The organism is Buttiauxella ferragutiae (genome assembly GCF_022637515.1).
In the GTDB taxonomy this organism is placed as follows: Bacteria; Pseudomonadota; Gammaproteobacteria; order Enterobacterales; family Enterobacteriaceae; genus Buttiauxella; species Buttiauxella ferragutiae.
The window spans coordinates 3,151,713-3,176,193 of the sequence record NZ_CP093332.1; the positions used below are offsets into that span (position 1 = coordinate 3,151,713).

Below are 24,481 nucleotides of genomic sequence, written 5' to 3' on the forward strand. Positions count from 1 at the left end.
TCCCTCAGGAAGGAAAGGCGAGCGATTTAATGGTTACCGGAACGACAGCCCCGTCAAACAGTGGCAAACCAATATCGATATAATCGCCAGTACGGGTGACCACTTCGTCGATCACCGCAACTTTGCGCTGCTTCATTTGCGGATAAAGCAGCATTCCCAACGCTTTGCCCAGATCCTGCTCCGCTACCACAATCAGCGGCTGTGAACAGGGAAAACGCTGGTTGAAAATATTCAGTGCATCAATCACTTGCTGTACGGTTGCATAACAGGTTGGTAATTCAGACGGCACCGCCAGGGCGTAACAGTCTTGTGTCGCGTTGAGATCCATCAGCGCCAAAGCCTGTTGCCAGCTCAAAGCCAGGTCGTCGTGGCCGATGGGATGAACTACCGGAATATTGCGCAGCGGTAGGGTCAGCTCATCAAGCCAGATGGTGCTTCCGGAAAGCGAAAGCGTATGCGCACCGGCACCAATGACGGTGGCACGCACGGTTTGCTCAGGAACTTGCACCGGGAGTGTGGAAAACCCGCTGTGGCGATGAATCGCCTGTGCCAGCAGCGGTCCAATATCACCGAATTCAAAGGGGTTGGCTGGCGGCTGGCGATAGCATTCCCCCACTCCGCCAGACAGCGTAATCACGTCCGCAGCTTTCCCGCCAGACAGCGTATCGGTCATTAATAAACGCTGCGCCAGCGGTGAAATATCGCCGGTTATCACTTCAAAAAGCAGTTGCGCCATGCGGTCGGCAACGGCTTCAAGCTGTGCGGTTGTCAGCGAGTGTTGGCCTTCGCCGAATAGCTCGTCAGCAATCCACTTGCCTGGCTGATGGATAAAAGTGACATTGCCGTGGGTATCGGTTTCAAACAGCCGCCCGCCGACATTCAGGCAGGCTGACGCCACCACCTTGCCACCTTCGAACAACACGTAGTTGGCGGTGCCACCACCGATGTCGATATTCATCACTCGATTTAGCTGGCGTTGTGAGAGTGCCTGCGCACCAGAACCGTAACCGGCAATCACCGACTCAAGATGCGGGCCTGCGGTAGCGACGACAAAATCGCCAAGCTGTTGTGCGAGCGCAAGCACGGCAGGCCGTGCATTACGGGTTTTGGCGGTTTCGCCGGTAATAATAATGGCGCCGGAATCAATCGCTTCAGGTGCAATACCTGCGGCCTGATACTGCGCGAGGATAAGCGTTAACAGCTCGGCTTCGCGCAGATGCCCATCGACATCAACCGGGGTGAAAAACACCGGGCTTTGCCAGGTGATTTCACGTTTCACGAACTCATAGCGTGGCACCTGCGAAATCGCAGCCCGGTTGACCAACGCCAGGCAGGAGAAAATCACCTGCGTAGTGGTGGTACCAACATCAATGCCAACGCTCAGGAGTTCGCGGATTTTCACGATTGCGCCTCCGCTGATTCCACCGCAGCCGGAGTATTTTCTTCTTTCGGTACCAGCATCATGGCAACGCCAATCGCCGTCACGCCACCCACCAATTTGCCGACGATCATTGGGAAGATCATCGGTGCCATGTTGGCTGCCGCGAAGCCCAGATGGTCACCGAGTGCGAAAGCCGCCGACACCGCAAACGCGCAGTTGATGACTTTGCCGCGCGCATCCATGTTCTTCATCATGCCGTACATAGGGATGTTGTTGGCCAGTGTCGCCACCATGCCACCCGCCGCAATATTGTTGATTTTCAGCAGATTGCCGACACTCATCAGCGGTTTTTCAAACCAACGAGTCAGCAGCAAAACCATCGGGTAAGCGCCCAGCAACACGCAAGAGATCGAGCCAATCACTTCGATGGCGCGCATCACTTCGCCAGGTTTGTCACCCTCGCTCATGAAGATAGGATCAAGCCCTGGAATGATGGTCCAGCCGACAAGGAATTTCACCACTGCGGCCGCCAGGCCAATGGTGATAAGGGCGACCAGAATTTTGGCGAAAATCTGGAAACCGTTGATCATTTTTTCCGGGATGAACTTCAGCCCCAGCGCCACCAGCACTGCGACGATTATCACCGGGATCATATTGAGTAGAATCAAGCTCATGGTGAATTCAATCGGTTGCCCGTTCACTTCAACACCGGAATACATCGCCACCAGCCCACCGGCAATACAACCGATAGGAATAGTGACAATCCCTGCCAGTACGCCCAATGCGAGATAACGCCGGTCGGAAGGCTCGATAATGCCCAACGCCACCGGAATCGAGAACACAATGGTTGGCCCCATCATTGAGCCTAGAATAAGCCCCGAATACATCCAGGCGGCGACATCCCCACCAGCAAGTTCTTTAGCAAGGAAGAAACCACCCATATCGCAAGCCAGCAAGGTTCCGGCAAACATCGATGGGTTGGCACCGAGCATTTCATAGACCGGGATAATCACCGGGCCAAGCAAGTAAGCCAGAACCGGTGCCAGCGCGGTCATCCCGACCATTGCCAGCCCCAGCGCACCCATTGCCATAAAACCTTCTTCGAACTGGCCACCGGAACCGGAAATACTTTTCCCGAGTTTGCCTAGCCCAATAAAACCGAGGATTTTTTCTGAACCGCCAAACTGGGTGAATACCCGGTCAACGGCGGCAATTAGCATAAAAATCATCATGATGTACATGATAATGTCGTTAATTCCCATATCCCTTCTCCTTCATCGCCTGCTGGCAGGCGGGTGTCATGTCCGTTCAGGCGTCCTGATACAGCTCAATAATCTGGGCTTCCGTCACAGTGCGTGGATTGGTGGTAATACAGATGTCGCTCAGTGCCGCACGAGCGAAGTTGGCAAAGTCAGTTTCGCAGCCTCCTGCTGCACGTAATCCGCAACCAAGTCCTAGTTCGTTAATGAGGTGTTCAACGCAGGCGATAGTCTCGCTGGCCGCGCAAGATTTCCCTGTCAGCGCGTGGCCAATTTCTCCGTAGGTGCTTTTGCATACCAGTTGGTTAAATTTCATCACGGCGGGCAACATGATGGCGTTAGCTTTGCCATGGGGGATGCCATACGCCGCGCCAATCTGATGCGCACTGGCGTGGCATAAACCTAGTCCCGCGTTGGAAAACGCCATGCCCGCCATGTAAGAGGCCAGCATCATCGCTTCACGTGCGGCTAAATCATGCCCTTGCCCAACCGCCAGCGGTAAAGCCTGGCCGATGCTACTAATGGCGCGATAAGCAAGTCCTCGAGTGAGCGGTGTGCCATTGCTTGCCACGTAGGCTTCAATCGCGTGCGTTAATGCGTCGATTCCGGTGGCGGCGGTGATATGAGCCGGGACACCTAACGTCAGGCAGGCATCAATAATCGCCAGGTCGGGTATCAGCATGGCGTGAACCAGCACCTGTTTACGGTGCGTTTGTGCCGCAATAATCACCGCGACATTAGTGGCTTCCGAACCGGTACCCGACGTCGTCGGGATAGCAATAAACGGCAAGCGGCGATTCAGACGCGTGCCTGCCACAAGATTGTCGAGGGCTAAGTCAGGATTGGTGGCAATCACCGCGACCACTTTGGCGGCATCCAGAACGGAGCCGCCACCGAGGGCGATAATGCCATCGCACTGGCAACGGGCGATTTGCTCAACGGCGGCACCAATGTCGCGGTCGACAGGTTCACCCGGCGGGCAAGGCCAGACTTCGTAATCAATGCCGCTGTGCCTGAGATTGCGCTCCAGCACTTCGGTCATTCCGGCACCATGCAACATGCCATCGACCATCAACAAAGGGCGGTTAATGCCACGCTCGCGTAATGCTTCGCCACAACGAGCCACCGCACCCGGCCCCATAAACGTGGCGGGGGGAACAGAAAACTCGCGCACGTTGCGGGCATTCATCATGTCCAGCGCCTGATACAGCGCGGACTGCATTTCTTCACTGCGCATGAGCACCCTCCACTTCTGTCATGCCACAAACCGCGATGGCGAGTGGGGTCATGAATATTGAATGTGGCGGTAGCCGCACCGTGACACCAGGAAAAGACTGTTGGAACAACCCTTCCACACCGGGCTGCATACAGGAACCGCCCGCCAGCCAGAGGTGTTCAATGTCGTAACCTTCAATGTGGCGCGCCACGATATCGGCCATTTTTTCGTATACCGGGCGAACCACCGGCCAGAGAGTCGCATCGCTGCCGCGCTTCATCTGTTCCGCTTCTTCCAGCGCGATGCGCCGATTACCGGCCAGCGTCAGGGAAATGTGGTGCCCACCGGTCGCTTCGTCGCCGGAGTAAATCACTTGCCCTTGCGCCACCACCGCAATGCCCGTGGTGCCACCGCCAATATCCACCACGGCGGCTTTGTCGAGTTGCAGCATATCGGCGACGGCTGTCGGTTCATCCAGCACACGGCTGACTTCCAGCCCGGCGGATTCCAGCACATTGACGGAAATGCGCGGATCGGTGCCTGGTGGAAATGAGGTCGCAGCATGGGTAAAACGAAATCCCAACTGTTGTTCCAGCGTATCGAGGTGACGGCGCACGATTTGCACCGCACCAAAGAAATCCCACACGATGCCGTCACGCACCACATCGGCCCAGTCCAGGCAGACCGCAACTGGCTGGCAGTCACTATCCACAACCAGTGACACCACATCGCAAGTGCCCAGATCGATACCCAACCACAGCGGTTGTTGCGCAGCATCGGGCTGCCCGTTGCACAGCAAAGCAGCATGACTTAAACGGTCGTTGAGCCAGGTCTGTTCGGTACGTGACATGACAAGCTCCTTATACGATGCGGAAAGCATCGACCAGTACACAGCGACGCAGGCGCACAAAGGTTCTGGCCGACGTCACGCCTTCGCCGGTTGGCGTGGTGATGGTCATTGAGGTCCAGCCTTCACCGCCCAGCCCCAGCCCGGCAATACAAGGGCCATTTTTAACGAAAATACTGGTGTCGATGGCATTGGCCATCGCGTTCATATTTTCGATATTGCGTGAGTGCATCGCCGCGGTGTGGTGGCAACCGCCTTCCAGTTTCACCGCCAAAGCAATGGCTTCGCTGACGTTTGCCACGCGAATCATCGGCAGCACTGGCATCATCATTTCGGTGACAGCAAACGGATGGCGAGCCGTGGTTTCGACCAGCAGCAAGCGTGTTTCCGGTGCCACGTTAAGGCCGATGGCCGCGGCAATTTTCGCCGCATCACGCCCGACCCAGTCGCGACTGACTTGCCCTTTCCCGTGCTCATCGACATTTTTAAGCAACACCGGCTGAAGTTGTTCTGCCTGCGCATTGCTGAGTAACACGGCGTGATGGCGCTGCATTTCTTCGAGCAGCGCATCTGCCACGCTTGCCACCACAATCAGCACTTTTTCATCTGCGCAGATGATGTTGTTATCAAACGATGCGCCCTGCACGATGGATTTTGCCGCACGAGAAATGTCGGCAGTTTCGTCCACCACCACTGGCGGGTTGCCAGCACCGGCAGCAATCAGGCGTTTATTGGTGTGTTTGCGCGCGGCTTCTACCACCGCTTCGCCGCCCGTAACCACCAGCAAACCGATGCCAGGGAATTTGAATAAGCGTTGCGCGGTTTCAATATCAGGATTAACCACGGTCACCAGTAAATTCGCCGGGCCACCTGCCGCGACAATCGCTTCGTTAAGCCAGGTAATGGTTTGCTGCGAGACTTTTTTGGCCGCCGGATGTGGAGCAAACACCACGCTATTGCCGGCTGAAATCATGCTGATCGCATTATTAATGATGGTGGCGGCAGGGTTAGTTGACGGAGTCACCGAGGCGACAACCCCCCACGGCGCATTTTCGATAAGCGTCAGGCCGTTATCACCCGTCAGCACTTGCGGAGTCAGGCATTCAACACCAGGTGTGCCGCGCGCCTGAGCAATATTCTTGGCGCATTTATCGGCGACACGCCCCATTCCGGTTTCCGCTACCGCCATTTCCGCAAGCGGTTGTGCATGTTGTTCACCCGCAAGGCGGATGGCCGCAACGGCTTTTTGACGCATCGCTACGCTGGTCAAAGATTTTTGGGCGACATTAGCCGCCTGAACCGCGTCGTCAAGTGAGACAAAAACACCCGCACCGCAGGGTTTCGCAGTGGATTCTGCTGTGGTGTTCACCGCCATGCCTGCGAGTACCGCCTTTACCACCTGTTCAATTTGCTGCCTGTCCATGTCGTTCAACCCTCACTATTTATGGAAGATGATTTCTCTATCCATGACCACTTCATCGACAATGCCTATCACGCACATGTCGACGGGAGAGGCTTCACTGTGGTGTGCCCGGCGGGCGGAGCTGCCGCCCACCAATAACACCCAATCACCGTTTCCGGCACCAATGCTGTCAGTGGCTATTGCACATTCGCCGCTCGGTTCACCCTGGCGATTAATCATCTCCACCATCAGTAATTTGTCGTGTGCCAGCTCGCTATGGCGGACTGTGCAAACGATTTGACCTACGACCATAGCTAGCTTCATGCTCGCCTCCGGACAACATTCAGGTACAACTATCCCGTGCCGCCCTGAGGCTGCCAGATAATTAGATTAAAGAAGGGTGACGTCCGGGGATGACGTCACCGACGATCAGTCGATCGTTTTGTCGCTACCCAGGCCAATTGGGAAAACTTCTTCCAAATCACCATGTGGGCGTGGAATGACGTGAACGGAGACCAGTTCACCAATACGCTGAGCGGCGGCAGCCCCGGCATCTGTCGCGGCTTTACAGGCCGCCACATCACCACGAACCATGGCTGTTACCAGCCCACCGCCGATTTGTTTTACACCTACCAGTTTGACGCGAGCCGCTTTGACCATTGCGTCCGATGCTTCAATCACAGCAACCAAACCTCTGGTTTCGATCAGTCCTAGTGCTTCCATGATTTATTTCCTCTCACTCGGTTAAAAGTCTTGTTTTGTTTCGTTTCACTGCTCGCCTTCATGTTCGCCCTCACCCTAACCCTCTCCCCCAGGAGAGGGGATCAGACTGTTTCCTCCCTCTCCCCCAGGAAAGGGGATCAGGCCGTTTCCTCCCTCTCCCCCAGGAAAGGGGATCAGGCCGTTTCCTCCCTCTCCCTCAGGGAGAGGGTTGGGGTGAGGGTGGTTTGAGCGACCAACACCAATTCAACAATTTCCCGCGAACTGCAACCACGAGAAAGATCGTGAAGGGGTGCATTTAGCCCTTGAATCAATGGACCTAGCGCGCGGAACCCTCCTAAGCGTTGGGCAATCTTGTAGCCGATGTTGCCCGCCTCAAGCGACGGGAAAACCAATACGTTGGCCTGCCCTGCCAGCTCACTTTCTGGCGCTTTTTGTGCCGCGACCTGGGGAACAAATGCCGCGTCAAATTGCAGTTCACCGTCTACACACAAATTAGGTGCACGTTCACGCACCATGTCCGTCGCCTGCTGTACCGTCGCGACACACGGGTGCCTGGCGCTACCATTGGTCGAAAACGACAACATAGCGACTCGAGCAGTTTGCCCGGTAATGGCTTCCCAGCTTTGCGCACTGCTGATAGCAATATCAGCAAGCTGTGCCGCCGTGGGTTGTGGCACCACGCTGCAATCTGCAAAACCCAGCATCCGCTCACCTTCCGGCGGCAACATCAGAAACAGCGATGACAGCGTTTTCACACCCGCCTGCAGGCCGATGACTTTCAGCCCCGCCCGCAAAACCGCGGCAGTCGATGAAATATTCCCGGCGATACACAGATCCGCTTTACCGGCCTGAACCATCGCCGCCGCAAACCACAGCGGGTCACGTAAGCGCACGGCTGCGTCATCTGGCGTTTTGTCGCCGAGACGCTGCGTAAGCTGCTGTTGAAACTGCGTCAGCCAGGCCTGTGACATCGCCGGGTCAATAATCTGTAGCCCGTCAAGCGGTAACCCCGCGGTCAGAGCGAAATGGCGCAAGGCAAACGGATTCGCCAGTAAAATAGGTTGCGCCAGGCCGTAATGCTGTAAGTAGTGCGCCGCTTCGATAACCCGGGCATCTTGTGCATCCGGGAAAACCACGCGCTTAGGCTGGTTTTGTGCCTGGCGACGACAACGTTCAAGCAGCATGAGTGCCTCCGGCTAAACGTCGTTGCAGTGTTTTCGCATCCGGCCACTCTTTTTTCAGACACAAGATCATCAACACATAAACCGCGCTGGAGAGGCGATTAAGCGCCTGCAATAAATCGGCTTTTTGCACGTGGTAATCCACGCCGATAAACACCTGCGCTGCACAGATTTCGCTTTCACGAATACTTGTGCGTAACAGATTAAGCAGTGCCACATCGCGCCCATGAGCCGCGTCGGGAACCAGATGATCGTGCCCAAGGTATTTCAGTGGTTGGTGCGATAAACGGTGTAAATCATCCGCCGATAAGCCGACGATTTGCTGCTCGGGTAGCGCTTTTTCCAGTGCATCGGCACGCATGATATTGCCCAGTAGGGAACGGATATCCGCAAGCCACAGTGCGGCGGATTTATCGAACTCTGTTTGCAGCCATACCGCTGTAGCAATCGAGCTGTCCAGGCTGGCACGAAACGCCAGACGAGGATCATTTTTCGCCACCATCACTTGCGCATTCAGGTGGGTTAACGTGTCAGGCTTTTCCTGCACGTGTTGCTTGCACAACTCACAATGTGCAACCTGTGCGGCGGGTTCACTCGTCAAACCATGTACCGGCTGCAATTGTTCTTGCTCTTCAACAAACAGGCGACCCTCGTCATCCTGGAATTTCACCAGCAGATGGCGAGCGTCAATCAGTTCGCGGGCCGAGGGCGTCATGCGGCTGTCAACCGGCAGACGGATTTCGCTGCCTTCGCTGAGCGTGTGGTTTGCCCGTAGCCAATCTTCGGTGATGAAGGTGCTCATATGCGCCCCGCCTTAGCATTCCTGCCAGTTGGCAGGCCAGGCAACATACAGAAAACGAACGTGGCTGGGGGTGCCAAATTCAATACTGGAACCTTTCGGGATAAACATCACATCCCCGGCCTTGCCAATCAGCGTTTCCCCTTCGTGGCGAATATGTAACTCCCCTTCCAGCACCATATCGATTTCGTCGTAATTCAGCGTCCACGGGAAAAAGCCGTTTTCCCACTGCATGAACCCTGCCGCCATGCTGCTACCATCGGCACCGGTGACCAGGTCGGTTAACCCGACACACGGTTCCTGCGCGCCATCAAAGCGGCCAAATTTCACCGAACTGCCGTCAATGACTTTGATGCCGCCTTTGCCGGTGATGGAGTGAAAACCTGGCTGCATACCGCTGCCAGAACGGGTTTTCTGCTCTTGTTCAACTTTCGCAATCAGCTGCGCCACCAGGCTTTCGGTGAACTGGCCTTCCGGTAGCTGAGCAATGATTTCTTCACGAATACGCTGGCGTTCTGAGCGCTGTGGTGGGCTATCCGCTGCTGGTGCCGGAGCAACCGCGTCTTCCACTAACGCAATCTCTAATTGCTCAGCAACCACACGCGCTTCAGGGGTGACGATGGATTCTTTGAGGACATAAGCAATCGTCTTCAGGCCTTGGTGATGAGCGTCACGAATATCATTCGCCGTAATGAGCTTTTTCATTGAACAGGTTCCTCCTGGCCACATGCTTCAGTCAGATAATTCTCAAGTTGCCTGACGCTTGAAGCATCAAGGCTGTTCAGCGCAAATATCGGTGGCGCAAAACCTGAATTAATTAACAGCTCCTCGGTTTGCGCAATATTTGCATCGGGTAGATCAATTTGGCTTATTACCGCAACACGTTTTAGATGTGGATAAATATCCAATAATCCCGCAGGAATACGGCACTGGGAATCATTTGCGGCGTGGACATATATCAGTAATTCGGCGTCAGTCAGGGTATTAATTAACGCCGCGTACAAACGGGGGTGGCTAAAAAATTCCCCTGGCGTATCAATATTTCCGGTATCACTAAACTCAACGGCCTGGGTTTTCCTCGCCTGCGAATAATTCCCCTGCAACGCATTAAACAACGTTGTTTTCCCTGCCCCCACAGCGCCGACAAACACGATGCGTTTCATAGGGCTAACTCCGTGTCAGCGTACAGACGGTATAACTGAGGATGTTACTGAGGCCGGCAATGGTTTGTTGTAGCGCTTCTTCTACCGAACCTACTGATCCATAAACAACCAGCGCACCGCTGAATCTGTCGAGAAAACCAATTTGTACGCTTGCAGCTTTCGTCGCAAGGTCGCCTGCGATCATCGCGGTTTCCCCTGGAGTAAGGGTCATAATGCCAATGGCTTCAGCGCCAGGAACGCCTATTTTCTTTGCCAGTTCTTCACCGGGGTGGGCAATTAGATGCGCCAGTGTGACCTGTTTTCCAGGAACAAATTCCTGAATAATGCGTTCCTTTTCCATTGCGCCTCCTGAAGAATTTTCTTCATGCTGACAATAATCTGGAAAAGGGAATAACAAATTTCGGCAAGTAATGAGGAAAGGTGAAGTTGATCACCTAATAAATAAGGAAACACCAATATTGATTTCAAAATGTAAATAAAAAACGGCGAGATAATATCTCGCCGTCATTATTATTAGTATTAATCAGACCACAGCAGTTGTTAATCTGGCAGTGCAACAAAGCCGTTCTTGCTCATCGCTGATTTCAATTTGCCAAACCTGATGGCGACGCCCAACATGAACCGCTTTGCAGACACCGCGCACAATGCCAACACGCGCTGAGCGCAAATGGTTAGCGTTAACTTCTAACCCAACAATATTTTGCTCCCCTTCGGTGCATAAATATCCTGCGACCGAGCCGAGCGTTTCTGCGAGCACCACCGAAGCGCCACCATGTAACAAACCAAACGGTTGGCGGGTGCGATGGTCAACTGGCATGATGGCCTCCAGTTCGTTCTCGCCAATGCGGGTAAAAACGATGCCCACATGCTGCACCATATTGTCGGCACCCATTTTATTGAGCGCTTCAAGATTCACTTCACGTCGCCAGATCATCCCAGAATCTCCAGTAATGCTTGTAGCGGATGGCGAACACCATTGCCTTCCACACGTTTGACCTGGCTGCGGCACGAATAGCCGGTCGCCAGGCAGCGTTGACGCGGCAGGCGCTGCATTGCCTGATGCCACGAAAGTTCGTAAATCCCCAGTGAGTTGGCATGGTTTTTCACTTCATGCCCGTAGGTTCCCGCCATGCCACAACAACCGACGCTGACATTTTCAAGTTTCGCCCCCAGACGCGCAAAAATAGCCGCCCACTGGTTTGGCGAAGTCGGCAGTGCCGTCACTTCGGTACAGTGGCCGAACAAATACCACGACTCGCCGCTCACCGCCGTGGTTTCGCGGTTATCAAGCACCGCTGGCAGCCATTCGTGAACCAGTTGCACCTGGAAATCACCACGTTCATCACCCAGCGTTTGTTTATATTCGTCGCGATAGCAAAGCACCAGCGCCGGGTCGACGCCAACCATCGGCATTCCCAACTTCGCAATGCGGTTCAGCAACTCCGAAGTCTTACGCGCGGTGCGGGCAAATTTTTGCAGGAAGCCTTTTATATGCTGCGCTTTACCATTTGGAGAGAATGGCAGCACCACCGGGTTGTAGCCTAATTTAGTCACGAGACGCACAAAATCCGCCACCACTTGCGCATCGTAATAACTGGTGAACGGATCCTGAACCACCAGCACCGTTTTGGCTCGCTGTTGTGCGCTGTAGCTTTCGAGCTGTTCAAGCGTGGTGTTCGCAGACGCATGCCCGACCAATTCCTGCTGCAGCGTTGGCGTGGAGAGCATCGGTAAATCAATCATGCCAATGTGTTTGGCCGACAGATTGCGCACCCACGGTTGGCTCATAAAGAAGTTGAAGGTTTTAGGCGCTCGCGCCATCAGTGGTGCGTAGCTTTCGACAGTCGCCACCAGATGGTCGCGCATTGGGCGCAAGTAACGGGTGTGATAAAGCTGCAAGAAACGCGAACGGAATTCCGGCACGTCGATTTTAATTGGACACTGCGTAGAACACGCTTTACACGCCAGGCAACCGGACATTGCCTCTTTCACTTCATGAGAAAAATCGTACTCGCCTTTGCGGGCATGCCAGGAGTTACGCGAGCGCTCGATTAGCGTGCGCAGGCTGGCACGTTTTTCCGGCATCTGTTTTTCTAACGCATCCGGGTCGACGCCACGATCGGCTAACAAACGCAGCCATTCGCGCGTCAACGTTGCGCGCCCTTTTGGCGAATGAATGCGATTGCTGGTGATTTTCATCGACGGGCACATTGGGCTATTCACATCAAAGTTAAAGCACAAACCGTTGCCATTACACTCCATCGCGCCACGCCATGAGGAGCGCACCGCAATCGGGATTTGCCGGTCGAAAGTCCCGCGTTTTACCGCATCGACCTGCATCATCGGGTCATCGACACCTAACGGCGGGCAGATTTTACCTGGATTCAGGCGGTTATCCGGGTCAAAGACCGCTTTGATGCGGCGTAATTCTTCATACAACGTTTCGCCAAAGAACGCCGGGCTGTATTCAGCGCGGAAACCTTTACCGTGTTCACCCCACAACAAACCGCCGTATTTGGCGGTAAGTGCCACGACATCGTCGGAAATGCGCTTCATCAGCACTTCCTGATGCGGATCGGTCATATCCAGGGCCGGACGCACATGCAAAACGCCAGCATCAACGTGGCCGAACATACCGTAACTCAGGTGGTGGCTATCAAGTAATGCGCGGAATTCAGTGATGTAATCGGCCAAATGCTGCGGCGGTACGCAAGTATCTTCCGCAAAGGGAATCGGCTTGGCCTGACCTTTGGCATTCCCCAGCAGGCCGACGGCTTTTTTACGCATGTTATAGATGCGTTCAATACCAGCCAGTTCAGTACAAACCTGCCAGCCGATAACGCCGCCCTCGCCTTCGGCCATTAAGCTGTCAAGACGCTCACACAGTGCAGCAACCTGGCCTTCGATTAATTCCAGATCGTCGCCAGCAAATTCCACGATATTCAGGCCGAGCATCTCTTTGCCCGGTACATCGGTGATCAATTCATTCACTGAATGCCAGACGATATCTTCCCGCGCCAGATTGAGGACTTTTGAATCGATGGTTTCGACGGAAAGCGCGCGTGCTTCCACCATAAACGGTGCATTGCGCAGCGCGGAATCGAACGAGTCATATTTGATGTTCACCAGACGACGCACTTTTGGCAGCGGCGTAATGTCCAGCTTCGCCTCGGTGATAAACGCCAGCGTACCTTCGGAACCGCAAAGAATGCGCGTCAGGTCGAACTGCGAAAGATCGTCGTTAAAAACGTGGCGTAGATCGTAGCCCGTCAGGAAACGGTTGAGTTTCGGGAATTTGTCGATAATCAGCTGGCGTTGTTCACGGCAACGCTCAAGCACCGTGCGATAAATCTTGCCGGTCGGGCTGTCGTCACGACCAAGGTCTTGCGCAAGTGCGGTCGACATTGGGTGGGTATCAAGAATATCGCCACTGAGCAAAACAGCGCGCACTCCCATCACGTGGTCGGACGTTTTCCCGTAGACCAGCGAGCCTTGCCCCGAGGCGTCGGTATTGATCATACCGCCAAGTGTGGCGCGGTTGCTGGTAGACAGTTCCGGAGCGAAGAAGTAACCGTAAGGTTTGAGATATTGGTTTAGCTGGTCTTTTATCACGCCCGCTTCGACACGCACCCAACCTTGTTCAGGGTTGATTTCAATGATGCGATTCATGTAGCGCGACATGTCGACGACGATGCCTTTATTGAGGGACTGGCCGTTGGTGCCAGTGCCGCCGCCTCGCGGTGTAAAGACCAGGGATTTGAAGCGTTCTTCTGAGGCAAGCCGGGTCAATAATGCAACGTCAGCCGTAGAACGGGGGAATAAAACCGCATCCGGTAGCAACTGATAAATACTGTTATCGGTTGCCATCGTGAGCCGGTCAGCGTAGCTGGTTGCGGTATCGCCGGTAAAACCTTGTTGTTCCAGTGCCTGCAAAAAATTGAGCACCAATTGAACAACGCCTGGTGCCTGAGAAATTTGTGGGATCATTGCTGGGTCGACCCATATGAGTTGTAAGTTATCGTTTGCGTATATTAATTCTAATATTCATCCTAATACCCTAATTAATTCGAGTTGCAGGCAAAGTGATGAACGCGGTTAACGCATCCACAGCTTGAAGAATCAGGGGTCCCCATTTTTTAACACATTTTTTTAGGACATGCCTGACTGTTTTGTTCCTGTTAAAAATCCTGTAAATACATCATCATTATCGTTACCGCTTTGCGGTTTTAACGCAGGCACTTTGCCCGCGATCGGTTATTAAGGTGATTTTATCTATGGTTAAAGTCAGTCAGCCAAAGGATCTGCTGCAGATCTTGCTGTCGGTGTTGTTTATTTCGGTGATGATGATCGCCTGTATCTGGATTGTCCGTCCGTTTGTGCTCGGCTTCGCCTGGGCGGGGACAATCGTTCTTGCGACCTGGCCGTTGATGATCAGAGTGCAACATTTGTTGTGGGGAAAGCGTTCGCTAGCCGTACTGGTGATGACGCTTCTGCTACTGATGCTGTTTGTTATTCCGGTGGCGCTGCTGGTTAATAGCCTGGTGGATAACAGCGGCCCGGTTATTGAGTGGGCAACCAAAGGCAATATGGAATTGCCGAAATTTGATTGGCTCCATAGCATTCCGCTGATCGGTGACAGCCTTTACTCTGGCTGGAATACGCTGGTAGACAGCGGCGGCAGCGCCATTATGGCAAAAATTCGCCCTTATATTGGCAGCACCACGACCTGGTTCCTTGGACAAGCGATTCACGTTGGCAGCTTCCTGATGCACTGCGGCCTGATGCTGTTGTTCAGCGTGTTGCTGTATGCAAAAGGTGAAACGCTGGGCAATGGGATTCGCCATTTTGCGTTCCGTCTGGCAGGCAAACGCGGCGATGCCGCCGTGTTACTGGCCGGGCAAGCGATTCGCGCAGTGGCGTTGGGCGTGGTGGTCACAGCACTGGTTCAGTCGATATTGGGCGGCGTGGGTCTGGCGATTGCCGGTATCCCCAATGCCACACTGTTAACCGTGGTGATGCTGATGTGTTGCCTGGTGCAAATCGGCCCGTTGCTGGTGCTGATTCCATCCATTGCCTGGCTGTACTGGACGGGTGATAGCACCTGGGGCACCGTGCTGCTGGTGTGGAGTTGCGTGGTCGGCACGATGGATAACTTTATTCGTCCGGTGCTGATTCGTATGGGTGCTGACTTGCCGATGATCCTGATCCTTTCTGGCGTCATTGGCGGTTTGATTGCCTTTGGCATGATTGGCTTGTTTATCGGGCCGGTTCTGCTGGCGGTTTCATATCGCCTGATTTCGGTGTGGATTCATGAAGCACCAGCCCCGCAAGACGACCCCAATGAAGTGGTTGAAGTTCTGGAAGAGCGAGAATAACCGTCATTGAAACTTGTGTTGCTCCCTCAATCGGGGAGTAACACAAGCGTAAAGGTTAGCAATGCTTATCTATCCCTCCGCTTTTATCTTCCGCACAGAGTTTCGATTCGATAAATGTGATCTTAATCGTTAACTATCCATTAACTATTGAGAGGAATCCGAGTGACGCTCCCAGGGGATATACCTACTATTACTTCACGGCTATGAATCAACGCATTGATTTATAAGCATGGAAATCCCCTGAGTGAAACAACGAATTGCTGTGTGTAGTCTTTGCCCATCTCAACGATGGGCTTTTTTTTGCGCGTTATTTAACAAAGTGCTCATCGCCAAGAATGCGCAGCGGATCGATATCGCTCTCTTTTTTTATCACAAGACTGTTCTCAGAACGGACGCACACCCCGCCGTAATGCCCGCCAGTTGTAAACGTGCATAACTGCACATAACGACCAGCCACTTTAGGCAAGCACCAGAGTTGTTGGTAGATATTTTTCTGCCCGGAGAAGTTGCCGCTGGTTTCATCCAGCACTTGCTCCTGGTGACTAATCAGCCCGATATTATTGCCGCAACGTCCGGCGATCGGTTTGACGGCATAACCGCTTTGCTCAAGCGCTTTATTGACTTCGAAATCCGCATTCAGCAGGTAGCGGTGGTTCGGGAATAAAGACCAAAGCACCGGCAGTATCGCTTTGTTGCTGGGAATAATGGTCCATAGCGGTTCAAAAACCATCACTTCCGGACGCAACAAGACATCAATCAACCTGACGCTATCTTGAGAATGCCCGGTACGAATCGGCAGCCCGGCGTAGGCGGCTTCACTCTCAGCGCGCAACTGGTCGAGTGCGGTTTCCCATGCCCACGTCTTCCACACGCAGTTAATCTGGCGATGCTCACCGTCAACCAATTGCCCGGTGGCATCCCATTGCAACTGATCCAGACCATGCAGAATTTTACTTTCGAACCCCGCCTTCGCCAGCGAGCGTTGAACAAACTGCGCATGGTAATTCTCTTCCGCGTCGTTATCTTGCAGGATATGGACAAACGGACGCGCATAGCTATGTTTCCAGGTATTGGTTAGCGCATTAAACAAACGCTCGCCAGGATCGCTACCTTCTGTCACACCCGCTTGCTGCGCCCATTTCGCCAGAATCAAACCGGCCTCGGTATGGCATGAGGCCGAATCCGCATTGTATTCGTACACTTTTAATCCGCGTTCATCCATGCAGAAGTCAAGACGCCCCGTCACCATATGATGGCGACGATTCTGCCAGGAGAGTCTCAGGCGCGGCCATAACACTTCCGGAATATCGAACAACGCCAACAGATCATTATCTTTCAGCACCTTGTCGGTGGCATGCAGATACATGAGATGCAGCTCATTGGTGGCGCGAATGAGTTCCTGTTCCGCACTGTGGGACAGCGTAAAGTAACGATACGGATTGGCATTAACAATGTGCCCTTCTTTGGCCTGAACATAGGCCAACTCGACCGGGTCCTGCTCATCCAGCCAGTGACTGGCAAACTGCCCTTTATCATCGACTTGCTGACAATGAATCGCCAGGCACTGGGCCGGAATTTCCGGTTGCGGCAGGCTGTATTGACTCTCCGCCGTCTGAATCATCCAGCCTAAGATCTCCGTATCATCGAAGGTGTCCTGAATGAAGTATTTCCCATCCTGATTGACCAAAACCAGTTCACGGGTCCATTGCTGGCCGACTGGCAGTGGATGATGGATGACGTTTTGCTCAGCGATCCTGACTTTATCGGCCAGAACCTGAGTAATCACCGCCACATGTCCGGTGTGCTCAAACTCGCCCCCTTGTTGCCAGACCAGCAATGAACCGGCGACTGGTGCGCGTTCACAGCCATTGGCAAACGCCTGAAGGGGAAGAATATTGTCATTGACGACCTGGCGCAGATAGCGCAACGAGAAGATTTCATATGCCATGCTGACATCAGTGAAAACTATCCCGTGATTGATATAAAGAAAGCGGCGCACGAACTCGACACACTGCCACTTATAACCCATGTATTCGTGGTCCAGATAATGTCTGAACCACGTGTCATCCGGCCAGGCGTTGGGGTCAAGCGAATCGTAATTTGAGGAGTAAATGGCCACACCGCCTGGGGCATGGCCTAATAACGCACCAAAAGGAGCATGGCTTTCTGAAGTGCTTACACTCATGACAACAGCCTTAGAAATTTATCGCTGCCATCCCGACAGCAAGGATAAGCATCAATCTTACGCGCTTCGTTCGGAAAAAAGGATCTTTACGCGAAAAAATGCTCTACCTCGCAATGACTTACCATTCGCCACTCCCCGTTGATGACCCGGGTGTCACCGGTGACCCGCACAATTCCCGAGCTTTTAATATCGCCACTTGATGCGCCAACACGAATCTCAAACTCGCCAGGCTCCACCACGCGTTCGCCATTGCGACGGGTGAAATTCAGCATATCGGTGGGAATATCAAAAGTGAGACTGGCACTGGCCCCTGGCTCAAGATGTACTCGCTGGAAAGCTTTAAGCTCCTGTACCGGCCGCACCATCGACGCCACTTTATCGTGCACATAAAGCTGCACCACTTCGCTACCTGCCACCACCCCACGGTTGCTGACGGTCACGCTGACATTCACCACACCATTATCATTCGGCACCTCGTGACGGGAAAATTGCAGCGGGCTGTAGTCGAACTCAGTCCAGGTTTTACCAAAACCAAACGGATACCGGGAACCGAAGTGGAAGGCAAACGGCGTGCCGCCGCTTTTGAGTTTGTGGTTGTAGTAATACGGCATTGCGCCCGCACTTTTAGGGATGGAAACTACCAGCCGCCCGCCGGGTTCTGCGCGCCCTGTTAGCACATCAGCAATGGCGTACCCACCTTCTTGCCCTGGCGCCCAGGCCATCAGTAATGCCGCAACATTGTCTTCCTGGCCGCCTAAATTGTAAGGACGCCCGCCGGTCATCACTACGACCACCGGTTTGCCGGTGGCAATCAGTTGGTCCAGCAATTGCTGCTGTACACCCGGCAACACCAGGCTGTCGGTATCTGAACCTTCGCCCACTGTACCGCTCTGGAATAAGCCGGATAAATCCCCGACACACAGCACCACAACATCGCTTTGTTGGGCGACTTTCATCGCATCAGGAATCAATGAAATGTCGTTTGAAACCGGAGAAGACTGCATCGGTTTGCCGCCGCTATCACCGGGGAAAACAGGCGCGCCAGCCATACGTTTTTCGATAATATGGCAACCTTTGGCATAACGGATGTTGTCGCTACCCAGTTGTTCGCGCAGTGCTTGCAGTGGGGTGACGACTTGTGAAGTTTGTTCCAGCATATCGCTGATGATCAAATGCACCGGGAAGCTATAACCACTGAGCAAAGCCAGCGGGTCGTCGGCCGTTGGCCCAATAACCGCCACGCGCGGCTGCCCTTTCAGCGGTAACGTTCCGTCGTTTTCGAGCATGGTGATGGAGCGTGTGGCGACTTCCCGAGCGATATTTTTTGTCGATTCACTTTGCAATACGACGCCGTTTTCATCGCGATAAGGCTGTTCAAATAACCCGAGGCGGAATTTCTCTTTCAACACGCGAGCGACAATCTCATCCACTTTTTCCATGGTGATTAAACCACGCTCGACGGCTTGGGCCAGATGGCGCGCGCAGTCATCTTTTGGTAGTTCCACATCCAGCCCGGCATTAAATGCCAGCGCCGCAGATTCTGCCGCATCGTGCGAAATACCGTGATGCTGATGCAGCAAACTCACGCCGCCATAATCAGCAACAATCAGCCCATCAAAGCCCCATTGTTCACGCAACACGGTGGTCAGTAAGAATTCATCCGAGTGGCCTGGCTGGTTATCAATATCGTGATAAGCAGGCATCACCGAGCCCGCATTTGCCAGTTTTACCGCCATTTCGAACGGCAGCAGGAAGGTATCGTTTAATTCGCAAAAACCAAGATGGACAGGGGCATGGTTGCGCGCGCCTTCGCTAAATGAATGGCCGACGTAATGTTTTAGCGTTGCCAACAAGTCGCGATTTTTGCCCTGTAAGCCTTTGACATAGTGTGTGGCCATCATGCCCACCAGCCACGGATCCTCACCGAATGTCTCTTCGGTGCGCCCCCAACGCACATCGCGTGACACATCCAGCACTGGCGCAAGTCCCTGATGGCAACCGGTCGAGCGGGCTTCTTCGCCAATCGCTGCCGCCGCACGTTCGATAAGATCAACATCCCAGGTGGAGCCGTAGTTGAGTGATGACGGGAACAGCGTGGCATCTTTGCACAGCAACCCGACTAAACACTCTTCGTGAAACAGGGCCGGAATGCCCAGCCGAGTCTCTTCAATCAGGGTTTTCTGCAAGCGATTAGCCGCACGGACACCCTCTTTAGCATCGACAATGTGGGTGCCTAACGGGCGGGTAATTTGCCCGACGCCCAGTTTCAGACGCTCGCCAAGTGCTGCTTGCTCGGTTACGCCAGCAAACTCATCGCTTAAATCGGTCCGTTCACGGTGATGGCCGTCGCTGGATAAAATCAGCCAATACGCGTGCATTTGGGCGAATTTTTCTTCGGCAGTCATACGTGAAAGCAGATCGCTGACACGTTCATGAATCGGGCGATGAGCTTGCTTATAAATGGCAGACATAGTGTTCCCCTTTCGAGTTCAGCGGTTTGCGAAAGTATCAATATGAGTGATGACTGAAGAGGCAAACAATTGTCAGAATAACCCGCAAGATTACGTTTTTTGGTTTTTAGCCATAAGTGTGACGTAATTCAAAAATATGCCAGAAAAATGAGGCTTTCAGGACGAAGCCGAGGCGATAAGAGATAACCCCGTCACATTTGATAAGAAACATAAAACACAAATGAAAAATTACAATACTCCTGCTCAGATTCACAATTTATAACTAGTGCTATCCGCGAGGTCTATATTCCGGCTCTTAATAAAGGTGAATACATGTCGGTGCTTACAGAAAAAATTACCAACAAAGAAAAAATGGGTTTTGGACTAGGTGATGCGGCAAGTCACATCGTGTTTGATTCTTCGGTCGCCATTCTGGCTTATTTTTATACCAATATTTATGGTTTGCCCCCGGCGGTAATGGGGACATTATTTTTAGTCGTCCGGGTACTGGATGCTATTACCGATCCTATCATGGGTGCGATTGCTGACCAGACCAAAACCCGTTGGGGGAGATTCCGCCCCTGGTTATTGATTATTTGTGTTCCTTTCGCCGTCAGTTGTGTGCTGGTTTATTCAACACCTGATTTCTCGCAGACCGGTAAAATTGTTTACGCCGTTCTGGCTTATATATTCATGACAATAATGTATACCGCAATAAATATTCCTTATTGCTCTTTAGGTGCGGCGATTACGTCGGATCCACAAGAAAACCTGTCCCTGCAATCCTGGCGTTTTGCCATTGCGCCAATTGGTGGTGCGATGGGTACAGCGTTGATTCTGCCACTGGCTGATTTTATTTCGCCGGGTGACAGAGCCGTTGGCATGCAGTGGGCAATGGGGATCTTCGGTGTGATTGGCTGCCTGATGTTCCTGGTGTGCTTTGCCACCACCCGTGAACGTATTACGCCGGTCAAAGAAGAAAACCTGAATATCCTGCGCGACGTGAAAATCTTATTAAAGAACGACCAATGGCGTATTCTGTCGGTTTATAACCTTGCGATGTTGTGTGGTGTCGTGGTACGTGGCAGCCTGCTGGTCTATTTCGTGCAATATATCCTTCATCAAGGCAGTGGCATTATTTCGATGTTTATGCTGGCAACGACTATCGCGGCGGTATTTGGTAGCCTGTTTGCTAAACAATTGGGTAGCTGGATGTGTAAGATCCGCGCCTCAATATGGGTAAACGTGCTTAGTGCGGTGATCGGGTTATTATTCCTGGTGTTACCAACCGAATATTGGATACCGGCTTTCCTGGTGCATATCGTGCTTAATATCCTGCAAGGTATTAATGCTCCACTGCAATGGTCAATGATTACCGATGCTAATAACTATGGTGAATGGAAAACCCAACGCCGTATTACCGGTATGAACGTTGCGGCAAATATCTTCATCATTAAATTGGGTGTAGCGATTGGTGGTGCGTTAACCGGTTGGGGTCTTGCGTGGTTTGGTTATCAGGCGGGTGTGGAACAACAATCAGCCGAGGCCGTGCGTGGCGTACTGATTCTGTTTACTGTGTTACCGGCTATTTTCTACTTAATTACCGCTATCTCGATTCGTTATTACAAGTTAACTGAAGATAGAATGAACAGTATTGTGAGCGACCTGCGTGTCGGCAAGTTCCAGAGTGAAAGTGAAGTCACTGGCGTGATGACGCCAAAAGCCTTGTAATAAACGATTGGTAGGTCGGGCAAGCGCAGCGCCCCCGACATAATCGACGACAATGGTGGATGACGCTGGCGCTTAGCCACCCTACAACTTATCCGACCTACAAATATTAAAGGCTCCTCAACAATGAGGAGCCTTTTTAAAAGAAAACGAATTACTTATTCGCTTCTGCCAGACTCAACCAGGTTTGCACCACGGTATCCGGATTCAGAGAAAGACTATCAATCCCCTCCTCCATCAACCACACCGCAAAATCTTCATGGTCAGACGGGCCTTGCCCACAGATACCGACGTATTTACCTTGTTTCTTCGCCGCTTTGATAGCCATCGACAACAGTGCTTTTACCGCGTCGTTGCGCTCGTCAAACAGTTCGGAAACCACGCCAGAGTCGCGGTCCAGCCCCAATGCCAACTGAGTCATGTCGTTCGAACCAATCGAGAAACCATCGAAATATTGCAAGAACTCATCAGCCAGCAAGGCGTTGGATGGGATCTCACACATCATGATGATTTTCAGGCCGTTCTCACCGCGTTTCAGACCCTGACGTTCCAGTTCTTCCACCACGGCTTTAGCCTGCGCGACGGTACGCACAAACGGCACCATCACTTCGACGTTCGTCAGGCCCATTTCGTTACGCACGCGTTTCATGGCGGCGCATTCCAGCGCGAAGCATTCACGGAAACTATCGGATACATAACGACCCGCGCCACGGAAACCGAGCATTGGGTTTTCTTCTTCCGGCTCATAACGCTCGCCGCCTACCAGGTTGGCGTATTCGTTAGATTTGAAATCAGACAGGCGCACAATCACGCGCTTCGGCCAGAATGCCGCGCCCAATGTGGCAATCCCTTCAGTCAGACGACCGACGTAAAACTCAACCGGATCGTCGTAGCCTTTCATCATCTCGCGGATTTCGCTTTGCAATGCAGGCTCTTGCTGGTCGAATTCCAGCAATGCACGCGGATGCACGCCAATCATACGGTTGATGATGAACTCCAGACGTGCCAGCCCTACGCCTTCGTTTGGCAAGCAGGCAAAATCAAAGGCACGATCCGGGTTACCGACGTTCATCATGATTTTCAACGGCAGATCCGGCATGGTGTCGACGGTAGAACTTTTCACGCTGAAATCCAGCAGTTCGGCATAGACGTAGCCGGTATCGCCTTCAGCACAAGAAACCGTGACGTTCTGCCCCTCGCTCATGCGCTCAGTCGCGTCGCCACAACCCACTACCGCCGGAATACCCAGCTCACGGGCAATGATTGCCGCGTGACAGGTACGTCCGCCACGGTTAGTGACAATCGCCGCCGCCTTTTTCATGATCGGTTCCCAGTCCGGGTCGGTCATGTCGGTGACTAACACATCACCCGGCTGAATACGGTTCATCTCACTAATATCGTGAATCACTTTGACCGGACCTGCGCCGATGCGATGGCCGATGGCGCGCCCTTCAGCGACAATTTTGCCCTGAGCGTGCAACTGATAACGCTCCATGACCTGGCCCTGAGAACGCACCGTTTCTGGACGTGCCTGCACAATAAACAGCTTGCCGGTGTGCCCATCTTTAGCCCATTCGATATCCATCGGACGGCCATAGTGTTTCTCAATTTGTACCGCTTGTTTCGCCAGCTCCTGCACTTCATCCGCCGTGATGGAGAACTGGTCGCACAACGCTTGCGGAACATCTTCAATACGAACCTGTTTGCCATGTTCCTGGCTAGGTGCGTAAATCATACGGATTTTTTTCGAGCCCATGTTGCGGCGCACAATCGAAGGACGCCCCGCCGCCAAAGTCGGTTTGTGAACGTAGAATTCGTCCGGGTTGACTGCGCCCTGCACCACCATTTCGCCAAGGCCATAAGCGGAGGTGATAAACACCACCTGGTCGAAACCTGATTCGGTATCGATGGAGAACATCACGCCCGAGGACGCGAGGTCAGAACGCACCATGCGCTGCACGCCAGCAGAAAGCGCCACGCCACGGTGGTCGTAGCCCTGATGAACGCGATAAGAGATCGCACGGTCATTAAACAGCGAAGCAAAGACGTGTTTTACGGCAACCAACACCGCGTCATACCCTTGCACGTTGAGGAAAGTTTCTTGTTGTCCGGCAAACGACGCATCCGGCATATCTTCTGCGGTCGCGGAGGAGCGCACGGCGAAAGAGGCATCAGCATCGTCAGAGGAAAGTTGTTCGTAGGCATCGTGGATGGCTTTTTCCAGCTCAGGCTGGAACGGCGTGTCGATTATCCATTGGCGGATTTGCGCACCCGCTTTTGCAAGCTCGGTGACATCGTCAATATCCGTTTTATCCAGCAGTTCATAGATACGCTGGTTCACGCCACTTTGGTCAAGAAAGAAGTTAAACGCCTCGGCCGTGGTGGCAAAACCATTCGGCACGGAAACACCCATACCTGAAAGGTTGGTAATCATTTCACCCAGAGAGGCATTTTTGCCCCCGACCCTGTCTACATCATTCATGCCAAGTTGGTTGTACCAAAGCACCAGCGGTGACGAGTTGGACATCGAAACAATCCTTTTTGTGATATATGAATGGGTACCAGAAACACATTACATCCCTTTTAGATTGGCATAATTACTCACAGGAATGAAACCGGTGAATCGATCAAGCAAAATAAAAATTTGAAATTTTAAGATTTATTTACTTTTCACATAACTTATTGATTCTTAATTTAAACCCTATATTAATAATGGTTTAAGCTGATAATAAAAATGAACCACTCATTTCATTAAAAATAAAAACCACGTTT

General features: G+C 52.9%; 19 protein-coding genes and 1 other RNA gene. 3 read left to right on the forward strand and 17 right to left on the reverse strand.

Annotated features, from left to right (window positions below; translation table 11 throughout):
• Positions 1–4: 4 nt before the first annotated feature.
• From eutA to ydiJ, 14 genes are all read right to left on the reverse strand, one after another.
• Positions 5–1,402 carry an ethanolamine ammonia-lyase reactivating factor EutA gene (gene eutA / locus MNO13_RS14510; RefSeq protein ID WP_121815518.1) on the reverse strand — a complete coding sequence of 466 codons (1,398 nt, stop codon included), beginning with the start codon at positions 1,400–1,402 and terminating at the stop codon, positions 5–7.
• On the reverse strand, positions 1,399–2,643 hold the full coding sequence (gene eutH / locus MNO13_RS14515) for an ethanolamine utilization protein EutH (RefSeq protein WP_064547462.1): 1,245 nt from the start codon (positions 2,641–2,643) through the stop codon (positions 1,399–1,401). The genes eutA and eutH overlap by 4 nt, the downstream gene beginning before the upstream one ends.
• Positions 2,644–2,689: 46 nt before the next feature.
• Complete coding sequence (locus tag MNO13_RS14520; protein ID WP_064547464.1) at positions 2,690–3,877, reverse strand: iron-containing alcohol dehydrogenase; 1,188 nt, start codon at positions 3,875–3,877, stop codon at positions 2,690–2,692.
• Complete coding sequence (gene eutJ, locus MNO13_RS14525; protein ID WP_121815517.1) at positions 3,867–4,706, reverse strand: ethanolamine utilization protein EutJ; 840 nt, start codon at positions 4,704–4,706, stop codon at positions 3,867–3,869. The genes MNO13_RS14520 and eutJ overlap by 11 nt, the downstream gene beginning before the upstream one ends.
• Before the next feature lie 10 nt (positions 4,707–4,716).
• Complete coding sequence (locus MNO13_RS14530; RefSeq protein WP_064547468.1) at positions 4,717–6,126, reverse strand: aldehyde dehydrogenase family protein; 1,410 nt, start codon at positions 6,124–6,126, stop codon at positions 4,717–4,719.
• Positions 6,127–6,141: 15 nt separating this feature from the next.
• On the reverse strand, positions 6,142–6,429 hold the full coding sequence (gene eutN / locus MNO13_RS14535; protein WP_064547470.1) for an ethanolamine utilization microcompartment protein EutN: 288 nt from the start codon (positions 6,427–6,429) through the stop codon (positions 6,142–6,144).
• Between the two features lie 105 nt (positions 6,430–6,534).
• Positions 6,535–6,828 (reverse strand): ethanolamine utilization microcompartment protein EutM, encoded by a 294-nt coding sequence (gene eutM, locus MNO13_RS14540; protein ID WP_034455942.1) that lies wholly within the window; start codon positions 6,826–6,828, stop codon positions 6,535–6,537.
• Between the two features lie 173 nt (positions 6,829–7,001).
• A complete protein-coding gene (gene pta / locus MNO13_RS14545) occupies positions 7,002–8,012 on the reverse strand; it encodes a phosphate acetyltransferase (protein ID WP_241938932.1) in 1,011 nt (336 codons plus the stop codon).
• A complete protein-coding gene (gene eutT, locus MNO13_RS14550; protein ID WP_121815515.1) occupies positions 8,002–8,811 on the reverse strand; it encodes an ethanolamine utilization cob(I)yrinic acid a,c-diamide adenosyltransferase EutT in 810 nt (269 codons plus the stop codon). Before eutT ends, pta begins: the two co-directional genes overlap by 11 nt.
• A 12-nt stretch (positions 8,812–8,823) precedes the next feature.
• A complete protein-coding gene (eutQ, locus tag MNO13_RS14555) occupies positions 8,824–9,513 on the reverse strand; it encodes an ethanolamine utilization acetate kinase EutQ (RefSeq protein WP_064547476.1) in 690 nt (229 codons plus the stop codon).
• Positions 9,510–9,971 (reverse strand): EutP/PduV family microcompartment system protein, encoded by a 462-nt coding sequence (eutP, locus tag MNO13_RS14560; protein WP_064547479.1) that lies wholly within the window; start codon positions 9,969–9,971, stop codon positions 9,510–9,512. The genes eutQ and eutP overlap by 4 nt, the downstream gene beginning before the upstream one ends.
• A gap of 4 nt (positions 9,972–9,975) precedes the next feature.
• The gene (gene eutS / locus MNO13_RS14565) at positions 9,976–10,311 is read right to left on the reverse strand and encodes an ethanolamine utilization microcompartment protein EutS (RefSeq protein WP_064547481.1); all 336 of its coding nucleotides are present in this window, start codon (positions 10,309–10,311) and stop codon (positions 9,976–9,978) included.
• A gap of 183 nt (positions 10,312–10,494) precedes the next feature.
• Positions 10,495–10,905, reverse strand: coding sequence for a 1,4-dihydroxy-2-naphthoyl-CoA hydrolase (gene menI / locus MNO13_RS14570; RefSeq protein ID WP_064547483.1), 411 nt, complete (start codon positions 10,903–10,905; stop codon positions 10,495–10,497).
• Positions 10,902–13,958 carry a D-2-hydroxyglutarate dehydrogenase YdiJ gene (gene ydiJ / locus MNO13_RS14575; RefSeq protein WP_232886850.1) on the reverse strand — a complete coding sequence of 1,019 codons (3,057 nt, stop codon included), beginning with the start codon at positions 13,956–13,958 and terminating at the stop codon, positions 10,902–10,904. The genes menI and ydiJ overlap by 4 nt, the downstream gene beginning before the upstream one ends.
• Positions 13,959–14,245: 287 nt before the next feature.
• Between ydiJ and ydiK the strand changes: the two genes are divergently transcribed.
• Both ydiK and rprA read left to right on the forward strand, forming a co-directional pair.
• Entirely contained in the window at positions 14,246–15,346 is a 1,101-nt protein-coding gene (gene ydiK, locus MNO13_RS14580; protein ID WP_241938933.1) for an AI-2E family transporter YdiK, read from the forward strand.
• Positions 15,347–15,543: 197 nt separating this feature from the next.
• Positions 15,544–15,650, forward strand: an RNA gene (gene rprA, locus MNO13_RS14585) — antisense sRNA RprA.
• 3 nt (positions 15,651–15,653) lie between these two features.
• On the opposite strand, the gene gss is transcribed toward rprA, so the two are convergent.
• Both gss and MNO13_RS14595 read right to left on the reverse strand, forming a co-directional pair.
• On the reverse strand, positions 15,654–17,531 hold the full coding sequence (gene gss, locus MNO13_RS14590) for a bifunctional glutathionylspermidine amidase/synthase (RefSeq protein ID WP_241938934.1): 1,878 nt from the start codon (positions 17,529–17,531) through the stop codon (positions 15,654–15,656).
• A gap of 86 nt (positions 17,532–17,617) precedes the next feature.
• Positions 17,618–20,002 (reverse strand): glycoside hydrolase family 3 N-terminal domain-containing protein, encoded by a 2,385-nt coding sequence (locus MNO13_RS14595; RefSeq protein WP_241938935.1) that lies wholly within the window; start codon positions 20,000–20,002, stop codon positions 17,618–17,620.
• Positions 20,003–20,314: 312 nt separating this feature from the next.
• On the opposite strand from MNO13_RS14595, the gene MNO13_RS14600 reads away from it, so the two are divergent.
• Positions 20,315–21,712 carry a glycoside-pentoside-hexuronide (GPH):cation symporter gene (locus MNO13_RS14600; RefSeq protein WP_241938936.1) on the forward strand — a complete coding sequence of 466 codons (1,398 nt, stop codon included), beginning with the start codon at positions 20,315–20,317 and terminating at the stop codon, positions 21,710–21,712.
• Between the two features lie 151 nt (positions 21,713–21,863).
• On the opposite strand, the gene ppsA is transcribed toward MNO13_RS14600, so the two are convergent.
• Positions 21,864–24,236, reverse strand: coding sequence for a phosphoenolpyruvate synthase (gene ppsA / locus MNO13_RS14605; protein ID WP_241938937.1), 2,373 nt, complete (start codon positions 24,234–24,236; stop codon positions 21,864–21,866).
• Positions 24,237–24,481: the final 245 nt, after the last annotated feature.